19 protein-coding genes are annotated in these 20,562 nt (G+C 64.1%); 5 read left to right on the top strand and 14 right to left on the bottom strand.

Annotated elements, in window-relative coordinates; translation table 11 throughout:
* Positions 1 to 9: 9 nt before the first annotated feature.
* Positions 10 to 1,731 carry an acetate--CoA ligase gene (gene acsA, locus HGI30_RS13110; RefSeq protein ID WP_168907966.1) on the bottom strand — a complete coding sequence of 574 codons (1,722 nt, stop codon included), beginning with the start codon at positions 1,729 to 1,731 and terminating at the stop codon, positions 10 to 12.
* Positions 1,732 to 2,005: 274 nt separating this feature from the next.
* Between acsA and HGI30_RS13115 the strand changes: the two genes are divergently transcribed.
* Together HGI30_RS13115 and HGI30_RS13120 are read left to right on the top strand one after the other, a co-directional pair.
* Complete coding sequence (locus tag HGI30_RS13115) at positions 2,006 to 2,638, top strand: GNAT family N-acetyltransferase (protein ID WP_168907967.1); 633 nt, start codon at positions 2,006 to 2,008, stop codon at positions 2,636 to 2,638.
* 30 nt (positions 2,639 to 2,668) lie between these two features.
* On the top strand, positions 2,669 to 3,850 hold the full coding sequence (locus HGI30_RS13120) for an acetoin utilization protein AcuC (protein ID WP_168907968.1): 1,182 nt from the start codon (positions 2,669 to 2,671) through the stop codon (positions 3,848 to 3,850).
* A gap of 75 nt (positions 3,851 to 3,925) precedes the next feature.
* Here HGI30_RS13120 and HGI30_RS13125 read toward each other — a convergent pair whose 3' ends face one another.
* From HGI30_RS13125 to HGI30_RS13140, 4 genes are all read right to left on the bottom strand, one after another.
* Positions 3,926 to 4,633 carry a 5'-methylthioadenosine/adenosylhomocysteine nucleosidase gene (locus HGI30_RS13125; protein WP_168907969.1) on the bottom strand — a complete coding sequence of 236 codons (708 nt, stop codon included), beginning with the start codon at positions 4,631 to 4,633 and terminating at the stop codon, positions 3,926 to 3,928.
* A complete protein-coding gene (gene ccpA, locus HGI30_RS13130) occupies positions 4,630 to 5,640 on the bottom strand; it encodes a catabolite control protein A (protein ID WP_168907970.1) in 1,011 nt (336 codons plus the stop codon). Before ccpA ends, HGI30_RS13125 begins: the two co-directional genes overlap by 4 nt.
* Before the next feature lie 93 nt (positions 5,641 to 5,733).
* Entirely contained in the window at positions 5,734 to 6,072 is a 339-nt protein-coding gene (gene ytxJ / locus HGI30_RS13135) for a bacillithiol system redox-active protein YtxJ (RefSeq protein ID WP_168907971.1), read from the bottom strand.
* A 41-nt stretch (positions 6,073 to 6,113) separates the two neighbouring features.
* The gene (locus HGI30_RS13140; protein WP_328805114.1) at positions 6,114 to 6,491 is read right to left on the bottom strand and encodes a hypothetical protein; all 378 of its coding nucleotides are present in this window, start codon (positions 6,489 to 6,491) and stop codon (positions 6,114 to 6,116) included.
* A 306-nt stretch (positions 6,492 to 6,797) separates the two neighbouring features.
* On the opposite strand from HGI30_RS13140, the gene HGI30_RS13145 reads away from it, so the two are divergent.
* Positions 6,798 to 7,322, top strand: a complete 525-nt coding sequence (locus tag HGI30_RS13145) for a type 1 glutamine amidotransferase domain-containing protein (RefSeq protein ID WP_168907973.1) — start codon at positions 6,798 to 6,800, stop codon at positions 7,320 to 7,322.
* Positions 7,323 to 7,391: 69 nt separating this feature from the next.
* Here HGI30_RS13145 and ptsP read toward each other — a convergent pair whose 3' ends face one another.
* From ptsP to HGI30_RS13170, 5 genes are all read right to left on the bottom strand, one after another.
* Positions 7,392 to 9,161, bottom strand: coding sequence for a phosphoenolpyruvate--protein phosphotransferase (gene ptsP, locus HGI30_RS13150; protein WP_168907974.1), 1,770 nt, complete (start codon positions 9,159 to 9,161; stop codon positions 7,392 to 7,394).
* Positions 9,158 to 11,047, bottom strand: a complete 1,890-nt coding sequence (locus tag HGI30_RS13155; RefSeq protein WP_168907975.1) for a glucose PTS transporter subunit IIA — start codon at positions 11,045 to 11,047, stop codon at positions 9,158 to 9,160. Before HGI30_RS13155 ends, ptsP begins: the two co-directional genes overlap by 4 nt.
* Positions 11,048 to 11,183: 136 nt before the next feature.
* The gene (locus tag HGI30_RS13160) at positions 11,184 to 11,612 is read right to left on the bottom strand and encodes a CoA-binding protein (RefSeq protein WP_168907976.1); all 429 of its coding nucleotides are present in this window, start codon (positions 11,610 to 11,612) and stop codon (positions 11,184 to 11,186) included.
* An 83-nt stretch (positions 11,613 to 11,695) separates the two neighbouring features.
* Complete coding sequence (aroA, locus tag HGI30_RS13165; RefSeq protein WP_168907977.1) at positions 11,696 to 12,988, bottom strand: 3-phosphoshikimate 1-carboxyvinyltransferase; 1,293 nt, start codon at positions 12,986 to 12,988, stop codon at positions 11,696 to 11,698.
* A gap of 52 nt (positions 12,989 to 13,040) precedes the next feature.
* A complete protein-coding gene (locus HGI30_RS13170) occupies positions 13,041 to 13,595 on the bottom strand; it encodes a shikimate kinase (protein WP_168907978.1) in 555 nt (184 codons plus the stop codon).
* Between the two features lie 134 nt (positions 13,596 to 13,729).
* On the opposite strand from HGI30_RS13170, the gene HGI30_RS13175 reads away from it, so the two are divergent.
* Positions 13,730 to 14,032, top strand: coding sequence for a hypothetical protein (locus HGI30_RS13175; protein WP_168907979.1), 303 nt, complete (start codon positions 13,730 to 13,732; stop codon positions 14,030 to 14,032).
* Here the strand turns inward: HGI30_RS13175 and gndA are convergent.
* From gndA to HGI30_RS13190, 3 genes are all read right to left on the bottom strand, one after another.
* Positions 14,029 to 15,450, bottom strand: a complete 1,422-nt coding sequence (gndA, locus tag HGI30_RS13180; protein WP_168907980.1) for an NADP-dependent phosphogluconate dehydrogenase — start codon at positions 15,448 to 15,450, stop codon at positions 14,029 to 14,031. The genes HGI30_RS13175 and gndA overlap by 4 nt on opposite strands.
* 155 nt (positions 15,451 to 15,605) lie before the next feature.
* Positions 15,606 to 17,180 carry a gluconokinase gene (locus HGI30_RS13185; protein ID WP_168907981.1) on the bottom strand — a complete coding sequence of 525 codons (1,575 nt, stop codon included), beginning with the start codon at positions 17,178 to 17,180 and terminating at the stop codon, positions 15,606 to 15,608.
* A gap of 342 nt (positions 17,181 to 17,522) precedes the next feature.
* Positions 17,523 to 18,119: a YkzI domain-containing protein gene (locus tag HGI30_RS13190; protein ID WP_168907982.1), complete on the bottom strand. Its 597-nt coding sequence runs from the start codon at positions 18,117 to 18,119 to the stop codon at positions 17,523 to 17,525.
* 332 nt (positions 18,120 to 18,451) lie between these two features.
* Here HGI30_RS13190 and HGI30_RS13195 point away from each other — a divergent pair, with 332 nt between their 5' ends.
* Positions 18,452 to 19,141, top strand: coding sequence for a YktB family protein (locus HGI30_RS13195; protein WP_168907983.1), 690 nt, complete (start codon positions 18,452 to 18,454; stop codon positions 19,139 to 19,141).
* Between the two features lie 105 nt (positions 19,142 to 19,246).
* Here HGI30_RS13195 and HGI30_RS13200 read toward each other — a convergent pair whose 3' ends face one another.
* Positions 19,247 to 20,497: an MFS transporter gene (locus HGI30_RS13200; RefSeq protein ID WP_235680125.1), complete on the bottom strand. Its 1,251-nt coding sequence runs from the start codon at positions 20,495 to 20,497 to the stop codon at positions 19,247 to 19,249.
* Positions 20,498 to 20,562 lie beyond the last annotated feature (65 nt).

The following is a 20,562-nucleotide window of genomic DNA, read 5'->3' on the forward strand; positions in this document are numbered from 1 at the left end:
AGAGAAGAATCAGTCCTCGATCGTCGACAGGTCGCCTGTAGGCAGGTCCAGCTCCCATGCCTTGAGGACACGGCGCATGATTTTGCCGCTGCGCGTCTTCGGAAGCTTGTCTTTGAACTCGATCTCGCGCGGAGATGCGTGCGCGGACAGCCCCTCCTTGACGAAGCGGGCGATGTCGGCCTTGAGCTCATCGGAAGGCTCGAAGCCTTCGCGCAGGGAGATGAAGGCCTTGATGATCTCGCCGCGCATCGGGTCGGGCTTGCCGATGACGCCTGCCTCGGCGACGGCCGGATGCTCCACCAGCTTGCTCTCGACCTCGAACGGTCCGACTCGCTCGCCCGCCGTATTGATGACGTCGTCGATCCGGCCCTGGAACCAGAAATAGCCGTCCTCGTCGCGGTAAGCGGAATCCCCGGAGATGTACCAGCCCGGAATGCGGAAGTACTCCTCGTACTTGGCCGGGTTGTTCCAAATCTTGCGCATCATCGACGGCCAAGGCGTCCGCACCGCCAGGTTGCCCATGCGGTATGGCGGCAGCTCGTTGCCGGCATCGTCGATGATCGCCGCCTCGACGCCGGGGATCGGCCGTCCCATCGATCCCGGCTTGATCTCCATGGACGGATAGTTGCAAATGAGCTGTCCGCCTGTCTCCGTCATCCACCACGTATCGTGGATGCGCTGGCCGTACACCTTGAGTCCCCAGCGGACGACCTCCGGGTTGAGCGGCTCTCCGACGCTCAGCACATGGCGCAGGCTCGAGAGGTCGTACTGCGCGACGCTGTCGTCTCCCGCTCCCATCAGCATGCGGAACGCGGTCGGCGCGCTGTACCAGACCGTCACCCCGTAGCGCTGGAGCGTCGTATACCAGTCCTGCGGGCTGAAGCGGCCGCCGCGGACGACGTTGGTGGCGCCGTTGAGCCATGGCGCGAAGATGCCGTAGGACGTGCCGGTCACCCATCCGGGATCGGCCGTGCACCAGTACACGTCGTCTTCCTTCAGATCGAGGACGATCCGTCCTGTGTGATAATGCTGCAGCATGGCGTTCTGCACATGGAAGACGCCTTTGGGCTTGCCGGTCGAGCCGGACGTATAATGGATGAGCAGCCCGTCCTCGCGGTCCAGCCATTCGATCTGAGCCTCCTCGGAGGCAGCGGCCATCTCGTCCTTGTACGAGATCGTTCCCTCCGGGACGCCTTCGTCGGAGACGACGATGACATGCTTGAGATCCGGCAGCTCGTCGCGCTTGATCCGGGGCAGCAGCGCGGGCGTCGTCACGATCGCCGTCGCCGTGCTGTCCAGCAGCCGGTCCTTGACCGCCGTCTCCATGAAGGCTTCGAACAGCGGACCGACGACGACGCCCAGCTTGAGCGAGCCGAGAAGCGCTACATAGAGCTCCGGCGAGCGAGGCATGAAGATGAACAGCCGCTCTCCCTTGGCGAGGCCCAGCTTGCGCAGGACGTTGGAAAAGCGGTTCGACAGGAGGCTCAGCTGCTCGAACGTGTAGGATTCATCCCGCTTCGGATCGCTGTAGAGAAGGGCGGTCTTTTGTCCCCGTCCCTCGGCCAGGTGGCGGTCTATCGCCTCGAAAGCCATGTTGACCTTGCCTGTCTCATGCCAGGTGAACTGCTTCTCTACCTCGCTCCAATCGAACGAAGCGTGCGCTTCCTCATAGCTGCCCATGTTCGGAGAAGCTGCGGCAACCGAGATTCTTTCCTTGTGGTCAATCGACATGCTAATCACCTTCCATCGTCATCATCGTAATGTGCTGCAAGCAATCCAAAGCGCTTTCAAGCCATAGGTGAGTCGACGTGCATGTTTAACCAGTATAGCATATGGAAATGTATGCGCCTACTTTTCGACTATTTTTATCCCTGCTCGACTAAAAATTCGCCCTGTCCGCATGCCGCTTGTCCTTTTCATCCCGAATGATTTCTGCTATAAGTGATAAGAGGCGCGGACCGCCTTTGATGGTCTGCCGCCATTTTGCTTTGGAGGTGCGATTACGTTGGAGCATATCAAGCGCTGCCATTCCCGTGTCGTTCCTTTTGGAAATCGGGAGCTCGTGCTCGAAGGGCCGGTCGACCCGTCCCGGCTCGCCGACTGCACGATGCATTCCGGCCTGGATGCTTTCCGCCGGCCCAAGGACCAGCTGGAAGCGTTGATCGAGATCGCCGGCCTCGAGGAAGGCCGCATCATCATTACCCGCGATGGAGACATGATCGTCGGCTACGTCACGTTCCATTATCCGGACGAGCTGGAACGCTGGTCCGAAGGCGGCATGGACGATCTCATCGAGCTGGGCGCCGTCGAGGTCGCATCGGACTACCGCTCCGTCGGACTCGGCAAAAAAATGATCGCCCTCGCGTTCGAGGACGATCAGCTGGAGAGCTTCATCGTTTATACGACCGAATACTATTGGCATTGGGATCTGGAGGGAACCGGCCTCGGTATCTGGGACTACCGCCGCATGATGGAGAAGCTCATGAAATCGGTCGGCATGGTCTGGTACGCGACCGACGACCCGGAAATCTGCTCCCATCCCGCCAACTGCCTCATGGTGCGCATCGGCAAGCGGGTCCCGCTCTCGTCGGTCGAGCAGTTCGACCGCGTCCGATTCCGGCAGCGATTCATGTACTGATCATGTATGGATCGATTCAGGAGGAAGAACATGAAGGATAAAGCCGTTTATGTCCGCTCGACCGGCGCAAGCCCGTACAAATTCAACGAGGAGCATCCGTTCAGTCCGCTGCGCGCGGAGCTGGCCGAGACGCTGCTTGAAGCGAGCGGGGCCCTTCCTTCCGAATCCGTTTTGGAAGCGGATACGGCTCTGGATCAGGAGCTCGAGCTCATTCATCGCTCGGAGTACATCAAGGCGGTGCGCGGCCTCAGCCTGCCGGTTCCGCCGGCAAGCGCGGCGGGACTGGCCCGCCGGTTCGGCCTCGATTCCGAGGATACGCCTTATTTCGTCGGCATGCACGACGCCGCGGCCGCTATCGCCGGCGGCTCGATCGCCGCGGCGGAGGCTGTCATGTCAGGGCGCGCTCGGCATGCCTTTCATATGAGCGGCGGGCTGCACCATGCTTTTCCGGGACACGGCTCGGGCTTCTGCGTCTACAATGACGCCGCTATCGCGATCGCCTCCGTGCGCCAAAAGCACGGCGCGCGCGTGCTTTATATCGATACGGATGTCCATCACGGCGACGGCGTGCAGTATGCCTTCTACGAGGATCCGGACGTCTTCACTTATTCCATCCATGAGACCGGCAAGTATCTGTTCCCCGGCACGGGCTTCACGCATGAAAAAGGCATCGACAAAGGATTCGGCGCCTGCTGCAACGTGCCCGTGCAGCCTTACACGGAGGACGAGTCGTGGCTGGAATGCTTCACGGAAACTGTAACCCGGGTCGCCCGAGCCTTCAAGCCCGACCTCATCCTCAGCCAGCACGGATGCGACGCGCACGCCTACGATCCGCTCTCCCACGTCCATTGCAGCATGCGCATCTACCTGGAAATGCCCCGGCTGATTCGCCAGCTGGCCCATGAGCTGTGCGGCGGCCGCTGGGTCGCGCTCGGCGGCGGCGGCTACGACCAGTGGCGCGTCGTCCCCCGCGCCTGGTCGCTCGTATGGCTCGTCATGTCCGATCACCCTCTCGCAGCCCGGCTGCAGGAGCCGCAGGGCCGCCTCTCTCCCTTGCCGCAAGCCTGGCTGGACCGCTGGCAGCCTCAGGCTCCGGCGACGCTGCCCCGGCACTGGCTCGACGATACGTCGGCCTGGGCCCCGATGCCCCGGCGATCCGAGATTACGGTTCAGAATCGGCAGGCCTGGGAGCTTGCGTCCCAGGATTTTTGATTCCGTCGCCAAAAAAAAAAGCAGCCGCTGGCCTCCCTCATGGAGACCAGCGGCTGCTTTGTCCAAGCTCCTCGCTCAGCCGCGGCTGAGGCTGCGGATCATCGCATCGATGACCTGGAACGACTGGTTGGCGGCCAGCACCGTGAATTCCTCAAAATTCATATGCGCGCTGCCGTCGGCCTGATCCGACATCGATCGGATGACGACATAAGGCACCTCATTGAGATGGCAGACCTGAGCGACGGCCGCCCCCTCCATCTCCGCGCATGCCCCGCTGAAGACGTCGCGCAGCTGCTGCACCTTGTCTCGGCTGGCGATGAACTGATCGCCGGACAGCACGATGCCGCGGATCGCCTTGCCCTTGGCGGCGGCCGCGCCTGCCTCCGCCGCGAGCTCGACCAGCTCCGCGTCGGCCGGGAAGACGGATACCTCCTGGTAAGGGATGACGCCTGGCCCGAAGCCGAGCGCGGTCACGTCCATATCATGCTGGACGGAGGCCGTCGACACGACGATGTCGCCGATGCGCAGCTCGGGATCGATCGCGCCGGCGACACCGGTGAACAGGACGCAGTCCGCGCCCAGATCGATGAGCGCCTGCGTGCAGACGGCGGCGTTCACCTTGCCGACGCCGGATTTCACGGCGATGATCGGCTGTCCGTGCAGCGTGCCCCTACGGAACGTCATGCCCGCCTTGCGCGTCTCCTCGCCCATCTCCCCGCTCCGAAAGAGCAGCTCCAGCTCCTCCGCCATCGCGCCGATGATTCCGACCGTTCCGTACGTCATGCTTGAGCCGCTCCCGCCGAGTTCCGCTTCACGACGTCATGCGGCAGGATGACCTTGGACTGCTCGACGGGCTCTTTTTTCATGAGCTTGGTGAGCAGGCGCATCGATACGGCGCCGATGTCGTACATCGGCTGGGCGACGGCGGACAGCGTCGGACGCACCATCTCCGCCATGCGGCTGTTGTCGACGCTGATGACCGAGATGTCGCCCGGCACGGAAAGGCCTTTGTCCTGGATCGCATGGATGGCGCCGATCGCCATCTCGTCCGTCGCCGCGAATACGGCGCTCGGGAGCTTGTCCGGCTCCAGGAAATGCCCCATCGCCTCGATCCCGGACTCGTAGCGGTAATTGCCGACGCGCACGAAGTCCTCCCGCTCCGGGATGCCCGCTTCCTGCAGGGCGCGCTTGTAGCCTTGGTAGCGGGCGTAGCCGACGGACGGGTCCTGCAGCGTGCCGCTGATCATCGCGATGTCGCGATGGCCATGGCCGATCAGCGTCTTGACGGCATCATAAGCGGCCGCTTCATGATCGATGTCGACGGACGGAATCTCGTTCTGCTCGTCCGTCGTCGCGCACAGCACGACCGGCACGTTGGCCGTCTTGAACGCCTGCTTGTGCTCGTCCGTCACCGCGCCGCCCATGAAGAGGAGGCCGTCGACCTGCTTCTCCAGCAGCGTGTTGATGACGCGGATCTCCTTATCCTTGCGCTTGTCGGCGCTGCAAAGAATGATATTGTAGTGGTACATGTTCGCGATGTCCTCGATGCCCCGCGCGACCTCGGCGAAGTTCGAGTTCGAGATGTCGGGGATGACGACTCCGACGGTGGTCGTCTTCTTGCTGGCGAGTCCGCGCGCCACCGCGTTCGGGCGGTAGCCGAGCCTGTCGATCGCTTCATACACCTTCTTGCGCGTTTGCGGCTTGACGTTCGGATTGTTGTTGACGACGCGGGAGACCGTAGCCATGGACACTCCCGCTTCTCTTGCAACATCGTAAATGGTTACAGTCACGGTTCCTTCTCTCCAATATGATGAATTATTTGGCAGCATGATACCCCTTTACGTTACGGTAATCATACGACAAACGCAGGGGCGGTTGCAATGTCAGCGGGCGTTCTCGGCCAGCGACGACTCCGTGATGTTCCAGTGGGACGCGTTCCACTCGGCCTTGCCGTCCTTCACCAGAATCGCCTGCGGGGAGGCATGCTTCACGCCGAGGCTCTCCTCGATCGCGTTCGACACCGGACGCTCTTCGACGACGCGCACCAGAGCCGTCTCTACGTCTGCGCTCTTGGCCGAGCGCGTCCAGCTCTCCCAGGCTTCATGGGCCTCCGCGCTGATCGAGCAGCGCGTGCTGTGCTTGAAGACGAGCACCGGCTTTTCATGCGACTTTTGCAGCACGTCGTTCCAATCCTCGACCGTCTGAAGGGAAATGAAGCTCATCGGTTCCCACTCTCCTATTCGTTCTATGATGATGGTGCTCGTTATGTATGAAGGGTGCAGCGGCTCAGTTGGGCGAGCCTTTTTTCGATATCCTGCCTCCAGGCCTCATCGCCGACCGATCCGGCCAGCAGCAGCAGCTCCAGCAGGCTGTCGATGCGCTCGTCCACGATCTGCTGGACGGCGGGACCGCTCGGCGTCTTGCGGCTCGCGGAAGCCTCTAGAAGTAAATCTGCCCACTCGTTCAATTCGTTAAACAGCAGCGTCTGCTTGGCCGGCTCTTCGCCGAGCTGGCCGATCAGCCCCGTCAGGTCGGGCTTTACTTCCGGCAGCACCTCGCTGCGGCTGCAGGAAGGGCAGGAATAGATCGGGACGTTGTCGATCTCGACCTTGCCGGAATAAATCACGGTGCGAAGCTTCATCGTCATCGTTTGCCCGCAAGTACAGGTTTTGTGCATAGATTGGTCCACTCCTTCGTCATCGGCAGCATGGCCGCCCTGCCCGGCCGCGAAAGACTCCGCAGCCCGGCGATCAGGATCCGCTCTGCCAGGCGGCGCTGGGAGGCACGTCGGTCCCGTCCGTGCTCGCTTTAGCTTACTTCGACCTTTTTCGCGAAAATTCCTGCTGGCGCGAGGCAAGCATTTTCTGTCAGCCTAGTCGGCGCTTCGGCGTTTGATTTGTCCCTTCCCCCTGACTTACAATGGCTGCAAGAGGAGGAGTGATCGATCATGACGCTGCAAGGAAAACGAGTCGTCTGCCTGCTGGACGACGAATTCGAGGATCTCGAGCTGTGGTATCCCGTCTATCGGGTCCGGGAGGAGGGAGCGGTCGTCGAGTTCGCCGGTCCGGAGAAGGGCAAGACCCATATCGGAAAGTACGGCGTGCCCGCCACCGCCGACCTCGCCTACGGAGAGGTCGACGCCTCGCAGGTGGACGGGCTGCTCGTGCCCGGCGGATGGGCGCCGGACAAGATCCGGCGCTATCCCGAGGTGCTGCGCCTCGTGCAGGAGATGGACCGCGACGGCAAGCCGATCGGCCAGATCTGCCATGCCGGATGGGTGCTCATCTCCGCCAAGATTTTGCGGGGACGGCAAGTGACCTCCACCCCGGGCATCCGGGATGACATGGAGAACGCTGGCGCCGTCTGGCACGACGAGGCCGTCGTCGTCGACGGCAACCTCGTTTCGGCGCGCCGTCCGCCGGATTTGCCGCCGTATGCGAAAGCTTTCGTCGACGCGCTGAAAAGCCTCTGATCGAACGAGCGCCGCTCCAATCAAAAGCCTTGCCGGAACGTTCCGGCAAGGCTTCGTTGTCGTTCGGTCCTATCCGTTGCCGCGCCCGCTCTCAGCCGGCTCCGGCGACTCGCGCTCGTCGACCTCTTGCTTGAAGCGCTGCAGGTGCAGCTTCGCCTCGGCCGCCGTACTGCTCGCCATCACATGCTCCAGGGCGCTGCGGCTGTCTTCCTGGCTCGTGCGCAGCAGGCGCTCCTTGACCTGCAGGATGGAATGCGACGACATGCTCAGCCCGTCGACGTTGAGTCCGAGCCAGATCGGCAGCGCCGCTGGATCGCCAGCCATCTCGCCGCAAACGCCGACCGTGATTCCTTGCCTGCGTCCGGCCTCGACCGTCGTCCGCAGCATGCGCAGCACGGCCGGATGATACGGCTCGTACAGATGGGAGATCTTGTCGTTCATCCGGTCGACGGCGAGCGTGAACTGGACGAGGTCGTTGGTGCCGATGCTGAAGAAATCGACCTCTCTCGCCAGCAGCTCCGCGATCATGACGGCGGCCGGCAGCTCGATCATGACGCCGGTCTCCATGGAGCGGTTGAACGGCTTGCCCTCCGCCTCCAGCTCGGCCATCGCCTCCCGCAGCAGCCGGTTCGCCTCCCGCACCTCCTCGACCGAGGAGATGAGCGGGTACATCACTTTGACGTCGCCGTAATGAGAGGCGCGGAGAATCGCGCGAAGCTGCGTGCGGAACAGGTCCTTGCGGTCGAGGCTGATGCGGATGGCGCGATAGCCGAGGAACGGATTCTCCTCCTCCGGCAGCTCGAAGTAGTCGAGATGCTTGTCGCCGCCGATGTCGAGCGTGCGGATGACGAGCGGACCGCCGTCCAGCTTTTCGGCGACGCTGCGATAGACCTCGAACTGCTCCTCTTCCTTGGGAAAGCGGGTCCGGTCCATGTAGAGGAACTCCGTGCGGAACAGTCCGACGCCGTGCGCGCCGCTCGACAAGGCGATCTCCAGCTCCTTGAGCGAGCTGATGTTGGCCGACAAGCGCAGCCGCTTGCCGTCCGGCGTCGACGGATCGACATGGGCCAGCCCTCGCAGCCGGGCCTGCTCCTCTTCCTGCTCCTGCTTGATGCGGGCATAGGCCGCGATGAGCTCGGCCGAAGGGCTCAGCTCGACGAAGCCGCTCCCGCCGTCCAGCAGCAGGACGTCGCCGGTCTGCACGCGCTCCTCCAGCTCGTCGTCGACGGAGACGACGAGCGGGATGCCGAGCGCCCTCGCCATGATGGCCGAATGCGACGTCGTGCTGCCGCCGAAGGTGGCGATGCCGAGGACGTTGCGCGGATTGAGATGGGCGAGCTGCGAAGGAGACAGCTCCTTGGCCACGAGCACGTACGGCTGCGTATCCGAAGGCAGCGTGATCTCGGGCGCTCCCAGCAGATGCTTGAGCAGCCGGTTGCCGACATCGCGGATGTCGAGCGCCCGCTCCTTCATGTATTCGTCGTCCAGCAGGTCGAACATCGTCACGAAGTGGTCGATCGCTTCCTTGACCGCAACCTCCGCCGCCTTGTACTGCCGCTCGATCATCCCCTGGATCTCGTTCATGAAGACCGGATCGTCCAGAATCGCCAGATGGGCGTCGAAAATGCTCCTCTCGTCGGGGCCGACCACTTCGCTGAGCTCGTCTTTCATCTGCTCGATCTCGACCTTGGACGTGCGGATGCCCTCGTACAGGCGCTCGAATTCCCGCGCCAGGTCGGCGACGTCGATTTTCTGCTCCGGCAGGTCCCACTCCCAGTTCGGGAGCACGAAGCACTTGCCGATCGCGATTCCCGCCGAAGCTCCAATACCCTGTGTCATGAGCGTTTCCCTCCAACCTGACTGTCCTTGGATTCGCGGAGCATGACGGACATGACGGCCGTCTGGCCCCGCTTCACCGACTTGAATGGTCCGAAGCCCCAGGAGCGGACGAGCTGCGGATTCGTGATGAGCATCGGCGTCGCCAGCGACTTGCCCGTCTTGCGCAGGCGCTGGATGTCGAACGAGATGAGCAGCTGGCCGGGAATGACCGCATCCCCTTCCTTGACCGCCGCATGGAAATAGCCGTCCAGGGCCGACGTATCGATGCCGATATGCATCAATACCTCCAGCCCCTCGGGCGTACGCAGCCCGACGGCATGCATCGTCGGATAGAGGAGGATGACCTCGCCCTTGACCGGGGCGACGAGCTCGCCGCGCTCCGGCAGGAACGCGGCGCCGTCTCCGACGAGCTTCCCGGCGAAGATCGGATCGGGCACCTCGTCGAGCGGAATCATCCGTCCTTGTACCGGCGAGCTGAACAGCACCTGGGCGCGGTCCCGCTGCATCGTCTTGAGCATCTCCTCGCGGATCAGCTCGGAGAACGTGCCGAACACGACCTGCACGTTGCCGCCGCCGAGGCGGATGACGCCGGCCGCGCCGAGGTCGCGCAGCGCCGCGGTGTCGAGCAGCTTGTCGTTGCGGACCTTGATCCGCAGCCGCGTGATGCACGCCTCGAGCGTCTCGAGGTTCTCCTTGCCGCCGATCGCCTGCAGGATGAGCGGCGCGCGGTACGGAATGTCGCCGGCCCACTCGTCGAGCGCCGAGCCTTCCTCGCGTCCCGGCGTCGGGATCTGGAAGCGGCGGATCGCCCAGCGGAAAAGTCCATAATACAGCAGAAACACGACGATGCCCAGAGGAAGAAGCAGCCAGCCCTTCGTCGCCAGATGCATGTTGATGACGTAGTCGATCGCGCCCCCGGAGAACGAGAAGCCGTGCCGGATGCCGAGCTCGTACACGATCCACATGATAAGGCCGGACAGCACGGAATGGATGACGAACAAATAGGGCGCGACGAACAGGAACGCGAACTCCACCGGTTCCGAGACGCCGGTCAAGAACGAGGCGAGCGCCGCCGACAGGAACGTGCGCTTGATCTTGGGCTTGAGGTCCTCCCGCGCCTCCTGGATGATCGCCAGCGCGATCGCCGGCAGGGCGAACATCATCGTCGGATACAGCCCCGCCATGAACGCGCCCGCGGTCGGGTCGCCCGCGAAGAAGCGCGGCAGGTCGCCGTACACCATCGTGCCTTCGTCCATGCGGTAGCCCCCCACCTGAAACCAGAACACGTGGTTGAGCAGGTGATGCAGGCCGAACACGACGAGGATCCGGTGCAGGAATCCATACAGGAACACGCCGAAGCCGCCCGCCGAGGCGACGACGTCTCCGAGCCAGAGGAGGGCTCGGCTCAGCGACGGCGCCGCCGCGACCATGAGCAGCGAGAACAGGATGCAGACGAAGCTGACGAACAGCGGCACGAACCTCGGGCCTCCGAAAAACTGGATCGATTCGGGCAGCCGGATCGACTTGAACCGTTCGTAGCTGTAGCCCGAAAGCATGCCGATGAGCGCGCCGATCAGCACCGTCGGCTCGATGTCGTAGCCGCTGGACTGCACGATGCCCGAGTAGATGAACATGCCGGCCAGCGCGGACAGGCTCGCGGCTCCCCCGTTGCTCGAGGTGCCCCAGGCGACGCCGGCAGCGAACAAATAGGGCAGGAAGAGGAAGAGCGAGCGGCCGGCAATCCGCAAATACTCCGCCATCGCCGGCATTCCGGCCGCATCCCACGGCAGCTGGGCCAGGCTCATGCAGATTGCCGCGGCGGGAAGCACCGTCATCGGCAGCATGACGGCGCGGCCGAGCTGCTGCAGGTTGCCCATGAAGTTCATGGCTGCTCCTCCTTTCTCGAATCCGTTTTCTTACCGATCTAGATTACGCCGCCTCCCCCATCGTTGTCAAAGCAAAGAAGGCAGGCCGGGGATCGGCCTGCCTCGCATGCCGGACGGCTGCGCCCGCGCCCGCCTCTCAGCGGATCCGGGGCTGGAGGATGGAGTCCTCCACCTTGATGCAGCGGTCCATGACGACAACCAGTCCGCCCTGGCGGGCGATCTCGGCCGCTTCTTCGTTGTAGACGCCGAGCTGCAGCCAGAGCACCTTGGCACCGGCCGCGACCGCCTCGCGCGCGATGTCCGGCGTGAACTCGCTGCGCCGGAAGACGTCGACGATGCCGATCGGCTCCGGCACGGAGGCGAGGTCGGGGTAGCAGCGCTCCCCAAGGATGTCGCCTTGCGCCGCCGGATTGACCGGAATGATGCGGTAGCCCCGCTGCTGCATCGCCTGCGAGACGGCATGGGACGTGCGCTCCGGGTTGTCGGAGAGGCCGACGACCGCTACGGTCGTGTTCGCCTCGAGCAGCTGCTTGATCTGTTCGCGTTCGGGATTTTCAAACGGCATGGCTTTGAATTCCTCCTCGTCTGGAAAAAGGGCTGATGGAGCTGCCTGCCGGTTTACGTTGCCCGTTGCGCCGGCGGATTACGCTATTCCTGCCACTCTACGTTGGCGCCGAGCGCCTGCAGATGGTCAAAGAAGATCGGATACGACTTGGCGACATGATGCGCGTCGCGGATGCGCAGCGGCCGGCGGCAGCGCAGGCCGACGACCGTCAGCGCCATGATGACGCGGTGGTCGTAATGGGCATTGATCTCGACGCCGCCCTCCAGCCCCTCCGGCTTGCCGTGCACGATGATCTCGTCCCGCTTCTCCTCGACGTCCGCTCCTGCCTTGCGCAGCTCCGTCAGGTAGTCGGTAATGCGGTCGCACTCTTTGTAGCGCAGGTTCTCCACGTTGTAGAAGCGGGACGTGCCCTCGGCATAAACGGCCGCTGCGACCATCGCCAGCACGGCATCGGTCGCCGCGTCGCCGTCGAACTCGACCGCCTTCAGCTTGCCGTTGCCGCGCACCGTGATGTCGTCGCCCTCATGGACGAGCGGCGTCTCCATCATGCGCAGCACGTCGACGACGGCGCGCTCGCCTTGGCGGCTCTGCTCCGGCAGGCCGTGGATCGTCACCTCCGAGCGCGTGACGGCCGCAGCCGCCAGCACCGCCGCCGAGCCCGGATAATCGCCCTGGACGCGGTAATCGCGGGCCTGGTAGCGCTGGCCGCCCGGCACGCGGTAGCGCATCAGATCGTCCGAGGCCTCGATGACGATGCCGGCCTGCTCCAGCACCTCGAGCGTCTGGCCGACGACGACCTTGGACTTGAGGTCGTCCAGCACCTCGATCTCGCTGTCCTCCCGCAGCAGCGGCGCGAGGAACAGCAGCGCGCTGAGGAACTGGGAGCTGACGTTGCCGGAGACGGTGATCTTGCCGCCCTTGGGCGCGCCGCCCCGGATGGTGATCGGCAGCTTGCCTCCATGGTCGTCGACTTCGACTCCGAGCTGACGCAGCGAGACGATCAGATCGTCGTGAGGGCGCTTGCCGAGCGAATCCGGGTACGCATTGACAAACGTCACATCCGGACAAAGCGCGGCGACCGCCATCAGGAAGCGCAGCACGGCGCCGGCATTGCCGACGTTCAGCTCGCGCACGTCTCGCGGCGCGCTGCCGAAGCCGCGGATGACGATCTTCTCGTCGTCCTCCTCCAGCTCCGCGCCCAGGTCGCGGATGCAGCGCCGCATCGCGTCGCTGTCCTCGCTGTGCGCCGGATGATGGATGGTGCTCGTGCCTTCGGCCAGCGCGGCCACGAGCAGGTAGCGGGTCGTATAGTTCTTGGAGGAGAGGGCCTGGATGCTGCCCTTGAGCTCCGGTGTCGGCGTTACGAGTACGTCCATATTCGTCATACCCCTTTGTGTAATGGTTGAAAAAATCTAAGCTCCGGGACGGCTATAGGTCGGAAGCGCGGTAAAGCCTTGAAGCGCCTCGATACGCCTCGGCCACCGCCTCCGCCGCTTCCTCCGGGGTGAGTCCGTCCGTCATGAGCTGCAGCGGAGCGAAATCATACGCTCCCTGGCGCTTCTCCAGCAGCTCGCGCACCTTGGCCGCCGGATCGCCGGCCAGCAGCGGACGGCCTCGGTCATGACGCACCCGCTCCACGATGACCGCCTCCGATGCCTGCAGCGCCGCCACGAACGCGCCCTCCAGCATGAGCCGCCGGTTGCGCTCGCGCAGCACCGCTCCGCCGCCGGTGGCGATGACGAGCGGCTCCCCGCATGCCAGCAGCCGGCCCAGCGCGTTCGTCTCCGCATCGCGGAAGCAGGCTTCCCCGCGCGACTCGAACAGCTCCGCGATCGAGCAGCCCTGCTCGCGCACGACTTCGCTGTCGGTGTCGGCGCAACGCCAGCCGAGCCGCGCGGCGAGCTCGGCGGCTACCGTCGACTTGCCCGTGCCCATGAAGCCGACGAGGACGATCTTGTCCTTGTTCTCTCCTGCCTGGCTCATCGCTTTTGTCGTCCCACCCTTGCGGTCGTTTTCCTTCCGAATATCATATCATCAATTGCTAGAAACGGGGTATAAAAATCTCTAATTTTCATAAGGATAGACTAGAGAACGAGAATTCAAAAGGAGGCGGTTTCATGACCGGCCGCAGCTTGGACCCCGGCGCCGCCGAACGGAAGATGAGCCGGATCGTCGGATCCGGCGAGATGCTTTCGCGGGAAGACGTCATCTGGGCGCTCGACTATATCCGAAAAAAAGTGGCTGACGGCGCCCCTGCCTTGCAGGGGCTGCCGCAGCCACGATGGTTGACTTGCTTCGGAGGCTTCGCCGAGGCCTCCATGAGCCTGCTGCGCTCGCCGCGCATCGGACCGCTGGAAGCGGACCGGCTGCGCCGGAATCTGCGCGAGGCGCTGGAGGCGCTGCAGCCGGAGCGGCCTTAGCCTTCGCTGGAGTCCATCCACTCGAAGTGGAAGACGCCTTCCTTGTCGACGCGCTGGAACGTATGCGCGCCGAAATAGTCGCGCTGCGCCTGCAGCAGGTTCGCCGGGAGGCGCTCCGTGCGGTAGCTGTCGAAGTACGCCAGCGCGCTGGAGAAGCCCGGTACCGGGATGCCGCTCGCGACGGCCGTCGTGACGACTTCGCGCCATGCGCCTTGGTACGACTCGACCGCATGTTTGAAGTAATCGTCCAGCAGCAGGTTCTTGAGGCCGGGATCGCGGTCGTACGCGTCCATGATGTTCTGCAGGAAGCGGGCGCGGATGATGCAGCCGCCGCGGAAAATCATCGCGATGTTGCCGTAGCGCAGATCCCAGCCGTATTCTTCGGATGCGGCGCGCATCTGGGCGAAGCCTTGGGCATAGGAACAGATTTTGCTCGCGAACAGCGCCTTGCGCACCGCCTCGACGAAGGCGGCCTTGTCGCCCGCGTACGGAGCCGGCTTCGGCCCGCTGAGCACCTTGCTCGCGGCGACGCGCTCTTCCTTCATCGCGGACAGGAAGCGCGAGAAGACGGACTGCGTGATGATCGACAGCGGCACGCCGAGATCGAGGGCGCTTTGGCTCGTCCATTTGCCCGTGCCCTTCTGGCCGGCGGAATCGAGGATGACGTCGACCATCGCCTGGCCCGTCTCCGGGTCCTTCTTGGAGAAGATGTCGGCCGTGATCTCGATCAGGTAGCTGTCGAGCTCGCCCTTGTTCCACTCGGCGAAGATTTCGTGCAGCTCGTCGGTGGAGAGGCCGAGCACCGAGCTCAGCAGGTGGTACGCCTCGGTGATGAGCTGCATGTCGCCGTATTCGATGCCGTTGTGCACCATCTTGACGTAGTGGCCGGCGCCGCCCGGTCCGATGTACGTGCAGCAAGGATCGCCGTTCACCTTGGCGGAGATGCCCGTCAGGATCGGCTCGACCAGCTTGTAGGCGGATTCCGGACCGCCCGGCATGATCGAAGGGCCCTTCAGCGCGCCTTCCTCGCCGCCGGATACACCCGTGCCGACGAAGCGGAAGCCTTGAGCCTCAAGCGCCTTGCTCCGGCGCTCGGTGTCCGGGAAGTAGGCGTTGCCCCCGTCGATGATGATGTCGCCCTGCTCCAGATGCGGCACGAGCTCGTCGATGACCGCGTCCGTAGGACCGCCCGCCTTGACCATGATGAGGATTTTGCGCGGCACTTCCAGGGAAGCGACGAATTCCTCGATCGTATAGGCCGGATGGAGGTTCTTGCCCGGCGACTCCGCCAGGAGCTCGTCCGTTTTTTCGCGGGAACGGTTGTAGACGGATACGGTGAAGCCTTTGCTCTCGATATTGAGCGCGAGGTTCTTGCCCATGACGGCGAGACCGACGACGCCGATTTGCTGTTTCGACATGAATGACCATTCCTTTGCTGAGTTAGTCCCGATATGCATCTTGCCCTAGTGTACCCTTTTTGATCGGTTATGCAAATGATTGTACCACGAACGATTCGCCCTGCGGAACGGCCGCCACATGAATATTGGATGAACGGCGGCAGGCATCGCCGCCCTCAGCTCCCGCCTGCGCGCTGGATGTCCGCCAGCTCGCGGAACGTGCCGGCAAGCCGGCCGAACACCGGACGGTAGACCTCGTACAGGCGCGCGTAGACCCGGCCGGCGTCCGCATCCGGCTCGCGGCGGTCGGTGATCGGCACCTGCGGAGCCGCCTGCCCGCTGCGTCCGAGCGCCTTCAGGGCGATCCGCCCCGCTCCGACGGAAGAAGCTTCCGCCGTGTCCGTCAGCAGCACGGGCAGCCCCGTCATGTCCGCGAGCATCTGGCGCAGCGGCTCGGAGCGGAGCAACCCGCCGCTCGCGCGGATCTCGCGCAGCGGGCCTGCCGTTTCCCGCAGCGCTTCCAGCACCGAGCGCAGGCCGTACAGGATGCCCTCCAGGGCGGCGCGGATCAGATGGCGGCGATCATGCTCCAGCGACAGGCCGACGAACACGCCCCGGGCATCCTCGTTCCAGTGGGGCGCCCGCTCGCCTGCCAGATGGGGCAGGCAAAGCAGGCCGTCCGCCCCCGGAGGCGTCTGCAGCGCCAGCTCGACCAGGTAGGCGTACGGGTCCATGCCTTTGCTCCTCGCTTCTTCCGCGAAGCCGGGAAAGAGCTTGTCCCGCACCCAGCGGAACACGACGCCGCCGCTGTTGACCGGGCCGCCCGCGATCCACAGCCCTTCGTCAAGCTCGTAGCAGAACAGCCGCCCCTCCGCGTCGGCCGCCGGCCGGCTGACCGCCGCCCGCACCGCCCCGCTCGTGCCGACGGTGACCGAGGCGATGCCGTCCTGCACCGCTCCCGCGCCAAGATTGGCGAGCACGCCGTCCGCGCCGCCCAGCACGAGCGGCGTCCCGGCCGGCAGGCCGAGGCGCTCCGCCGCTTCTTCGCGCAGCCCTTGCCGGTCGATCCAGGCTGACGGCGCCAGCTCAGGCAGCCGGTCCGCTCCGATGCCCGCCAGCTCCAGCGCTTCGGCGTCCCAGCGGCGTCCCTGCAGGTCATACAGCCCGGTGCCTCCCGCGATCGACGGATCGATGCGGCAAGGACGCCCCGTCCAGCTGCGCATCACATATTCGCGGATGCCGACGAAACAAGCCGCCTCGCGATGGAGCTGCGGCCGCCGCTCGCGCAGCCAGATCAGCTTGCACAGCGGGAGCATCGCATGCACCGGCACGCCGATCCGTCCGCGCAGCTGCCGCAGCGCCTCGTCCTCGCGCAGCCGCCTCGCCTGCTCCGCCGCCCGCTGGTCGGCCCAGGTGATGCACGGCGTAAGCGCTTCGCCCTGCTCGCTCAGCACGATCAGCGAGTGCATCGCGCTGCTGAACGACAGCGCAAGCACCTTCAGCGGACGGCCCTCCAGGGCGCGGAGCGCCTCGCGCAGCGCCTGCTCCGCCGCCTCGCGGATCTGCTCGGGATCCTGCTCCGCCCATCCGGGCTCGGCGGCGAGCAGCGGATAGCCGCATTCCGCCGCGGCTTCTATCGCCAGCCGTCCGTCGGCCGCAGCCATCAGCACCGCCTTCGCGCTCGTCGTCCCGAGATCGATCGCCGCCACCAGCTCCAGCATGTCTCCGGCACCGCTTACCGTTCCATCCATCGTTCGTTCTCCCTCCGAAGTCGGTTCCGAACCGCTTGGCTCAAGCGGCCTTCCTCTAATAGTAGACCGGGGAGCCGCCAAACGCAAAACGGAACGGACGAAAAAAACGGGGCGCGGATCCCGTCGATCCGCGCCCCGCTCGTCACCTTTCGTCACCTCGTAGAATAAGATGGGCTTAACCGCTCGCCCGTTCGGCTCGCGAGGTTACAGCTCTTGTACGCGTAACCGCTCGCCCCTTCGGCTCGCGAGGTTACAGCTCCTGTACGCGTAACCGCTCACCCGGTCGGCTCGCGAGGTTACAGCTCTTGTACGCGTAACCGCTCGCCCCTTCGACTCGCGAGGTTACAGCTCTAATTGAAGCATTTCCCCACGCATCTGGAGAAGACGGTCGCGGCTCTCGTCCGCGGCCCGGCTGTCGCCCGAGTGAAGCGCATCGTAAAGGACGCAAAGCTCGTAATCCAGCTCGTAGCGAAGCACCGCGGCGCGCTCCTCCGCGCGAGTCGACTGGTAGGCCTTTGTGATTTCCTCCAGGGTGACGACGGGCTTCTTTTGATAAATGATGCGATGCTCCATCCCTGACACCTCCACAAGTCGAATGATTTCGCCGAACATGATATTTTCAATGACGATCTGACGGTCCTTCATTCGTTTTACGACCGCATGGCCGCGCGTATCGCCGATCAGCTTCTCGATCAGCTCCGACAGCTTTTCGTCCTTGATGATATAGTCGCCAACAATTTTGTAGCGGTTCTTCATTTTTTGGAACCTGAGCTTCACCAGCTTGCGGCCCGTGCGGATCGAGATCAGGAACTGGGCCTCGGTCTCGCTCCAGTAGAGGGAGTAGCCTTCATGGATCAGATCGCGGATGAGATTCTGGATTTGCCGGCGGTCAAATCTCAGCTCCAAGTTGCAATATTCCACTTCGTAGCTTTTATTCACGGCAATCCCTCCCCTGCTTTAGGTTGTTTTAACTAAATGTTCTGACAATTTGATCTTATCCGTAGTTTATACTCCATCTTATGTGATGGCAACTTGGTTTATTGACTAATTTTGAAGAAAAGGGCTCCAGCCTGTTCGAAATGACAGCGCTGCCACGATCGGCTTCTGCCCGGCCCGCTCGGCGCGCCTGTCTTGCAGGACGCCGATTGGGCCGAAAGCGGCTTGTCCAGCCGCGCCGCCGGCTGTGTTATACTATATGGACGACGATCCATCCTGATGACCGGGAGCCGGTTCGGCCGCGAACTTTTTCATTTACGAAAGGACAACAAGCCATGACCAACCTCCATCCCCGCCCTTCCGGAGCCTCGGTTCTGGACGAGCGCAGCCCTTCGGCCTTCCCCGGCTTCGGACCGGCCGATTTCGACGTTTTCGCCATCGACGGCCTGGAGCCGCGCATGTCGGCCCTCATCTCGGGCATCCGCCCGAAGCTGGAGGAGCTCGGCAGCCGCCTGTCCCCCGAGCTGTCCATCCTGTCCGGCACGGAGTTCCATCCCCATGTCGCCAAGCACGCCCGGCGCACGGTCAATCCGCCGAGCGACACCTGGGTGGCCTTCGCGGCGAACAAGCGGGGCTACAAGGCCCATCCCCATTTCCAGATCGGCCTGTGGGGCACTCATGCCTTCATCCAGTTCGCCGTCATCTACGAAGCGGAAGGCAAGGCCGAGTTCGCCAGGCGCGCCCTCGATCGGCTGGACGAGCTCTACGCCCTGCCTCCGGCCGGACAAGGCTACGTCTGGTCCGGCGACCATACCCGGCCGGAAGCCGCGCCGCATGACGGCATGAGCCGGGACGAGCTGCGGGCGCTGTTCGAGCGCTTGCGCACGGTCAAGGCCGCCGAGCTGCTCTGCGGCGTCCATCTGGACCGCAGCGACCCGCTGCTGCGGGACGGCGAGGCGTTCGTGCGCAAGGCCGAGTCGGTCTTCCAGACGCTCATGCCGCTTTACCTGCTGGCCTCGCGTTGAACGCGCGCGCGAGCCGTGCGGATGCCGGCACGCCTGAACGCCAAAGCCCCGCCCGCCTTCGCGAAGAAGGCGGACGGGGCTTTTTTCGCCGCTTCAGGGCGGGCATCAGGCCAAGGAGATGCGTCCCCGGCGGATGATGAGCAGATGAAGCACGAACAGCACGACGAGCGAGCCGCCGCTGATGAGGAACGGCGCGTGCGGGCCGAAGCTGTCCCACAGCCGTCCCGAGAGGATCGAGCCGAACACCATCCCGAGTCCCTCGATCGTCAGGAAGAAGCCCCAGACCGCTCCGCGCTCCTCCTTTGGAATCGCTTTGGCGATAAGCGCGTTCCACGCCGGGATGATGCAGGCGTAGCCGAGCCCGACGAAGGCGACGACGACGAGGACGAGCGGCAGGTAGCGCATGTAGCCGAGCACCGGCAGCGACACCGCGGCGAGCAGGAAGCCCGCGTGCAGGAACCAGCGGGTGCCGTAGCGGTCGACGCCGCGTCCGATCGGGATGAGGCCGAGCACGGTGATCGCGCCTCCCGCGAGCAGGAAGTAGCTGTACTGCTGGGGAGACAGATGCAGCACGGTCCGCGCGTATTGGGTCAGCACCGGCGTCAGCAGGCCGAGCGCGAAGTTCTGGATGAACATCGCGGGATATAGCAGCCGGCTCGCATGGAGCGACTCTCCCACCTTGCGGAAGTACGCCCGGATCCGCTCCGGCAGCGGGGCGCTGCTTGTGGACGGCGCCTCGTCCGCCAGGCGTCCCTCGATCTCCCGCGAAGCCTGCCTGCCCGGCAGCGTCAGCGTCACGGCGACGATCGCCGCCATGATCGCGCCCATCAGCCAGAACGCCGGCTCGTAGCGGCTGATGATGAAGAAGTTGATGACGATCGGCCCCATGCCGACGCCGACGAGCCAGCTCATGTAGATGACGCTCATCATGCTGCCGCCCGCCTCGTCCCCGGCGACCGCCGTCGCTCCGGTGATGACGCACGGCCAGAGCGGCGAGGTGCCGATGCCGAGCAGCACGCAGGCGACGATGATCCAGCCTGTCTGGTCGGTGAGCGCGATGATGAGCACGGACAGCGAGGTGAACAGCACGCCGAGCAGCATGACCGTGCGGTAGCCGATGCGGTCGATGATCCAGCCGAGCGGGCTGCGGAAGAAATTATCGCCGATGTACTGGCTCGCCAGCGCCCATCCGACCGCATAGGCGGTCAGGCCGAGCTCCTCCCTCATGTAGACGGGCAGCACCGAGACGAGCATCGCCCCTTTGACGAATTCGACGCCGAACATGATAATCAATAGCTTGATGACAAATGGAGAACGGATAATCTTCTTGCTGTTCTTCGGCATGCTCAGCTCCACGGATCGGCAGGCTCCTTTCCTCGTTCGGGCAAGGAATCCGCAGGCTTGCAATCCCCCCCGTACAT

The organism is Paenibacillus albicereus, assembly GCF_012676905.1.
Taxonomy (GTDB): domain Bacteria; phylum Bacillota; class Bacilli; order Paenibacillales; family Paenibacillaceae; genus Paenibacillus_O; species Paenibacillus_O albicereus.

Coding starts and splice junctions, on each gene's coding strand:
- HGI30_RS13185 (WP_168907981.1), bottom strand. CDS start 17,180: ATGGATGGAACGGTAAGCGGTGCCGGAGACATGCTGGAGCTGGTGGCG.
- HGI30_RS13125 (WP_168907969.1), bottom strand. CDS start 4,633: ATGACGTACGGAACGGTCGGAATCATCGGCGCGATGGCGGAGGAGCTG.
- HGI30_RS13160 (WP_168907976.1), bottom strand. CDS start 11,612: ATGCCGTTTGAAAATCCCGAACGCGAACAGATCAAGCAGCTGCTCGAG.
- HGI30_RS13140 (WP_328805114.1), bottom strand. CDS start 6,491: ATGAAGCTTCGCACCGTGATTTATTCCGGCAAGGTCGAGATCGACAAC.
- HGI30_RS13175 (WP_168907979.1), top strand. CDS start 13,730: ATGACCGGCCGCAGCTTGGACCCCGGCGCCGCCGAACGGAAGATGAGC.
- ptsP (WP_168907974.1), bottom strand. CDS start 9,161: ATGACACAGGGTATTGGAGCTTCGGCGGGAATCGCGATCGGCAAGTGC.
- HGI30_RS13195 (WP_168907983.1), top strand. CDS start 18,452: ATGACCAACCTCCATCCCCGCCCTTCCGGAGCCTCGGTTCTGGACGAG.
- HGI30_RS13145 (WP_168907973.1), top strand. CDS start 6,798: ATGACGCTGCAAGGAAAACGAGTCGTCTGCCTGCTGGACGACGAATTC.
- ytxJ (WP_168907971.1), bottom strand. CDS start 6,072: ATGAGCTTCATTTCCCTTCAGACGGTCGAGGATTGGAACGACGTGCTG.
- aroA (WP_168907977.1), bottom strand. CDS start 12,988: ATGGACGTACTCGTAACGCCGACACCGGAGCTCAAGGGCAGCATCCAG.
- HGI30_RS13120 (WP_168907968.1), top strand. CDS start 2,669: ATGAAGGATAAAGCCGTTTATGTCCGCTCGACCGGCGCAAGCCCGTAC.
- HGI30_RS13170 (WP_168907978.1), bottom strand. CDS start 13,595: ATGAGCCAGGCAGGAGAGAACAAGGACAAGATCGTCCTCGTCGGCTTC.
- HGI30_RS13155 (WP_168907975.1), bottom strand. CDS start 11,047: ATGAACTTCATGGGCAACCTGCAGCAGCTCGGCCGCGCCGTCATGCTG.
- acsA (WP_168907966.1), bottom strand. CDS start 1,731: ATGTCGATTGACCACAAGGAAAGAATCTCGGTTGCCGCAGCTTCTCCG.
- gndA (WP_168907980.1), bottom strand. CDS start 15,450: ATGTCGAAACAGCAAATCGGCGTCGTCGGTCTCGCCGTCATGGGCAAG.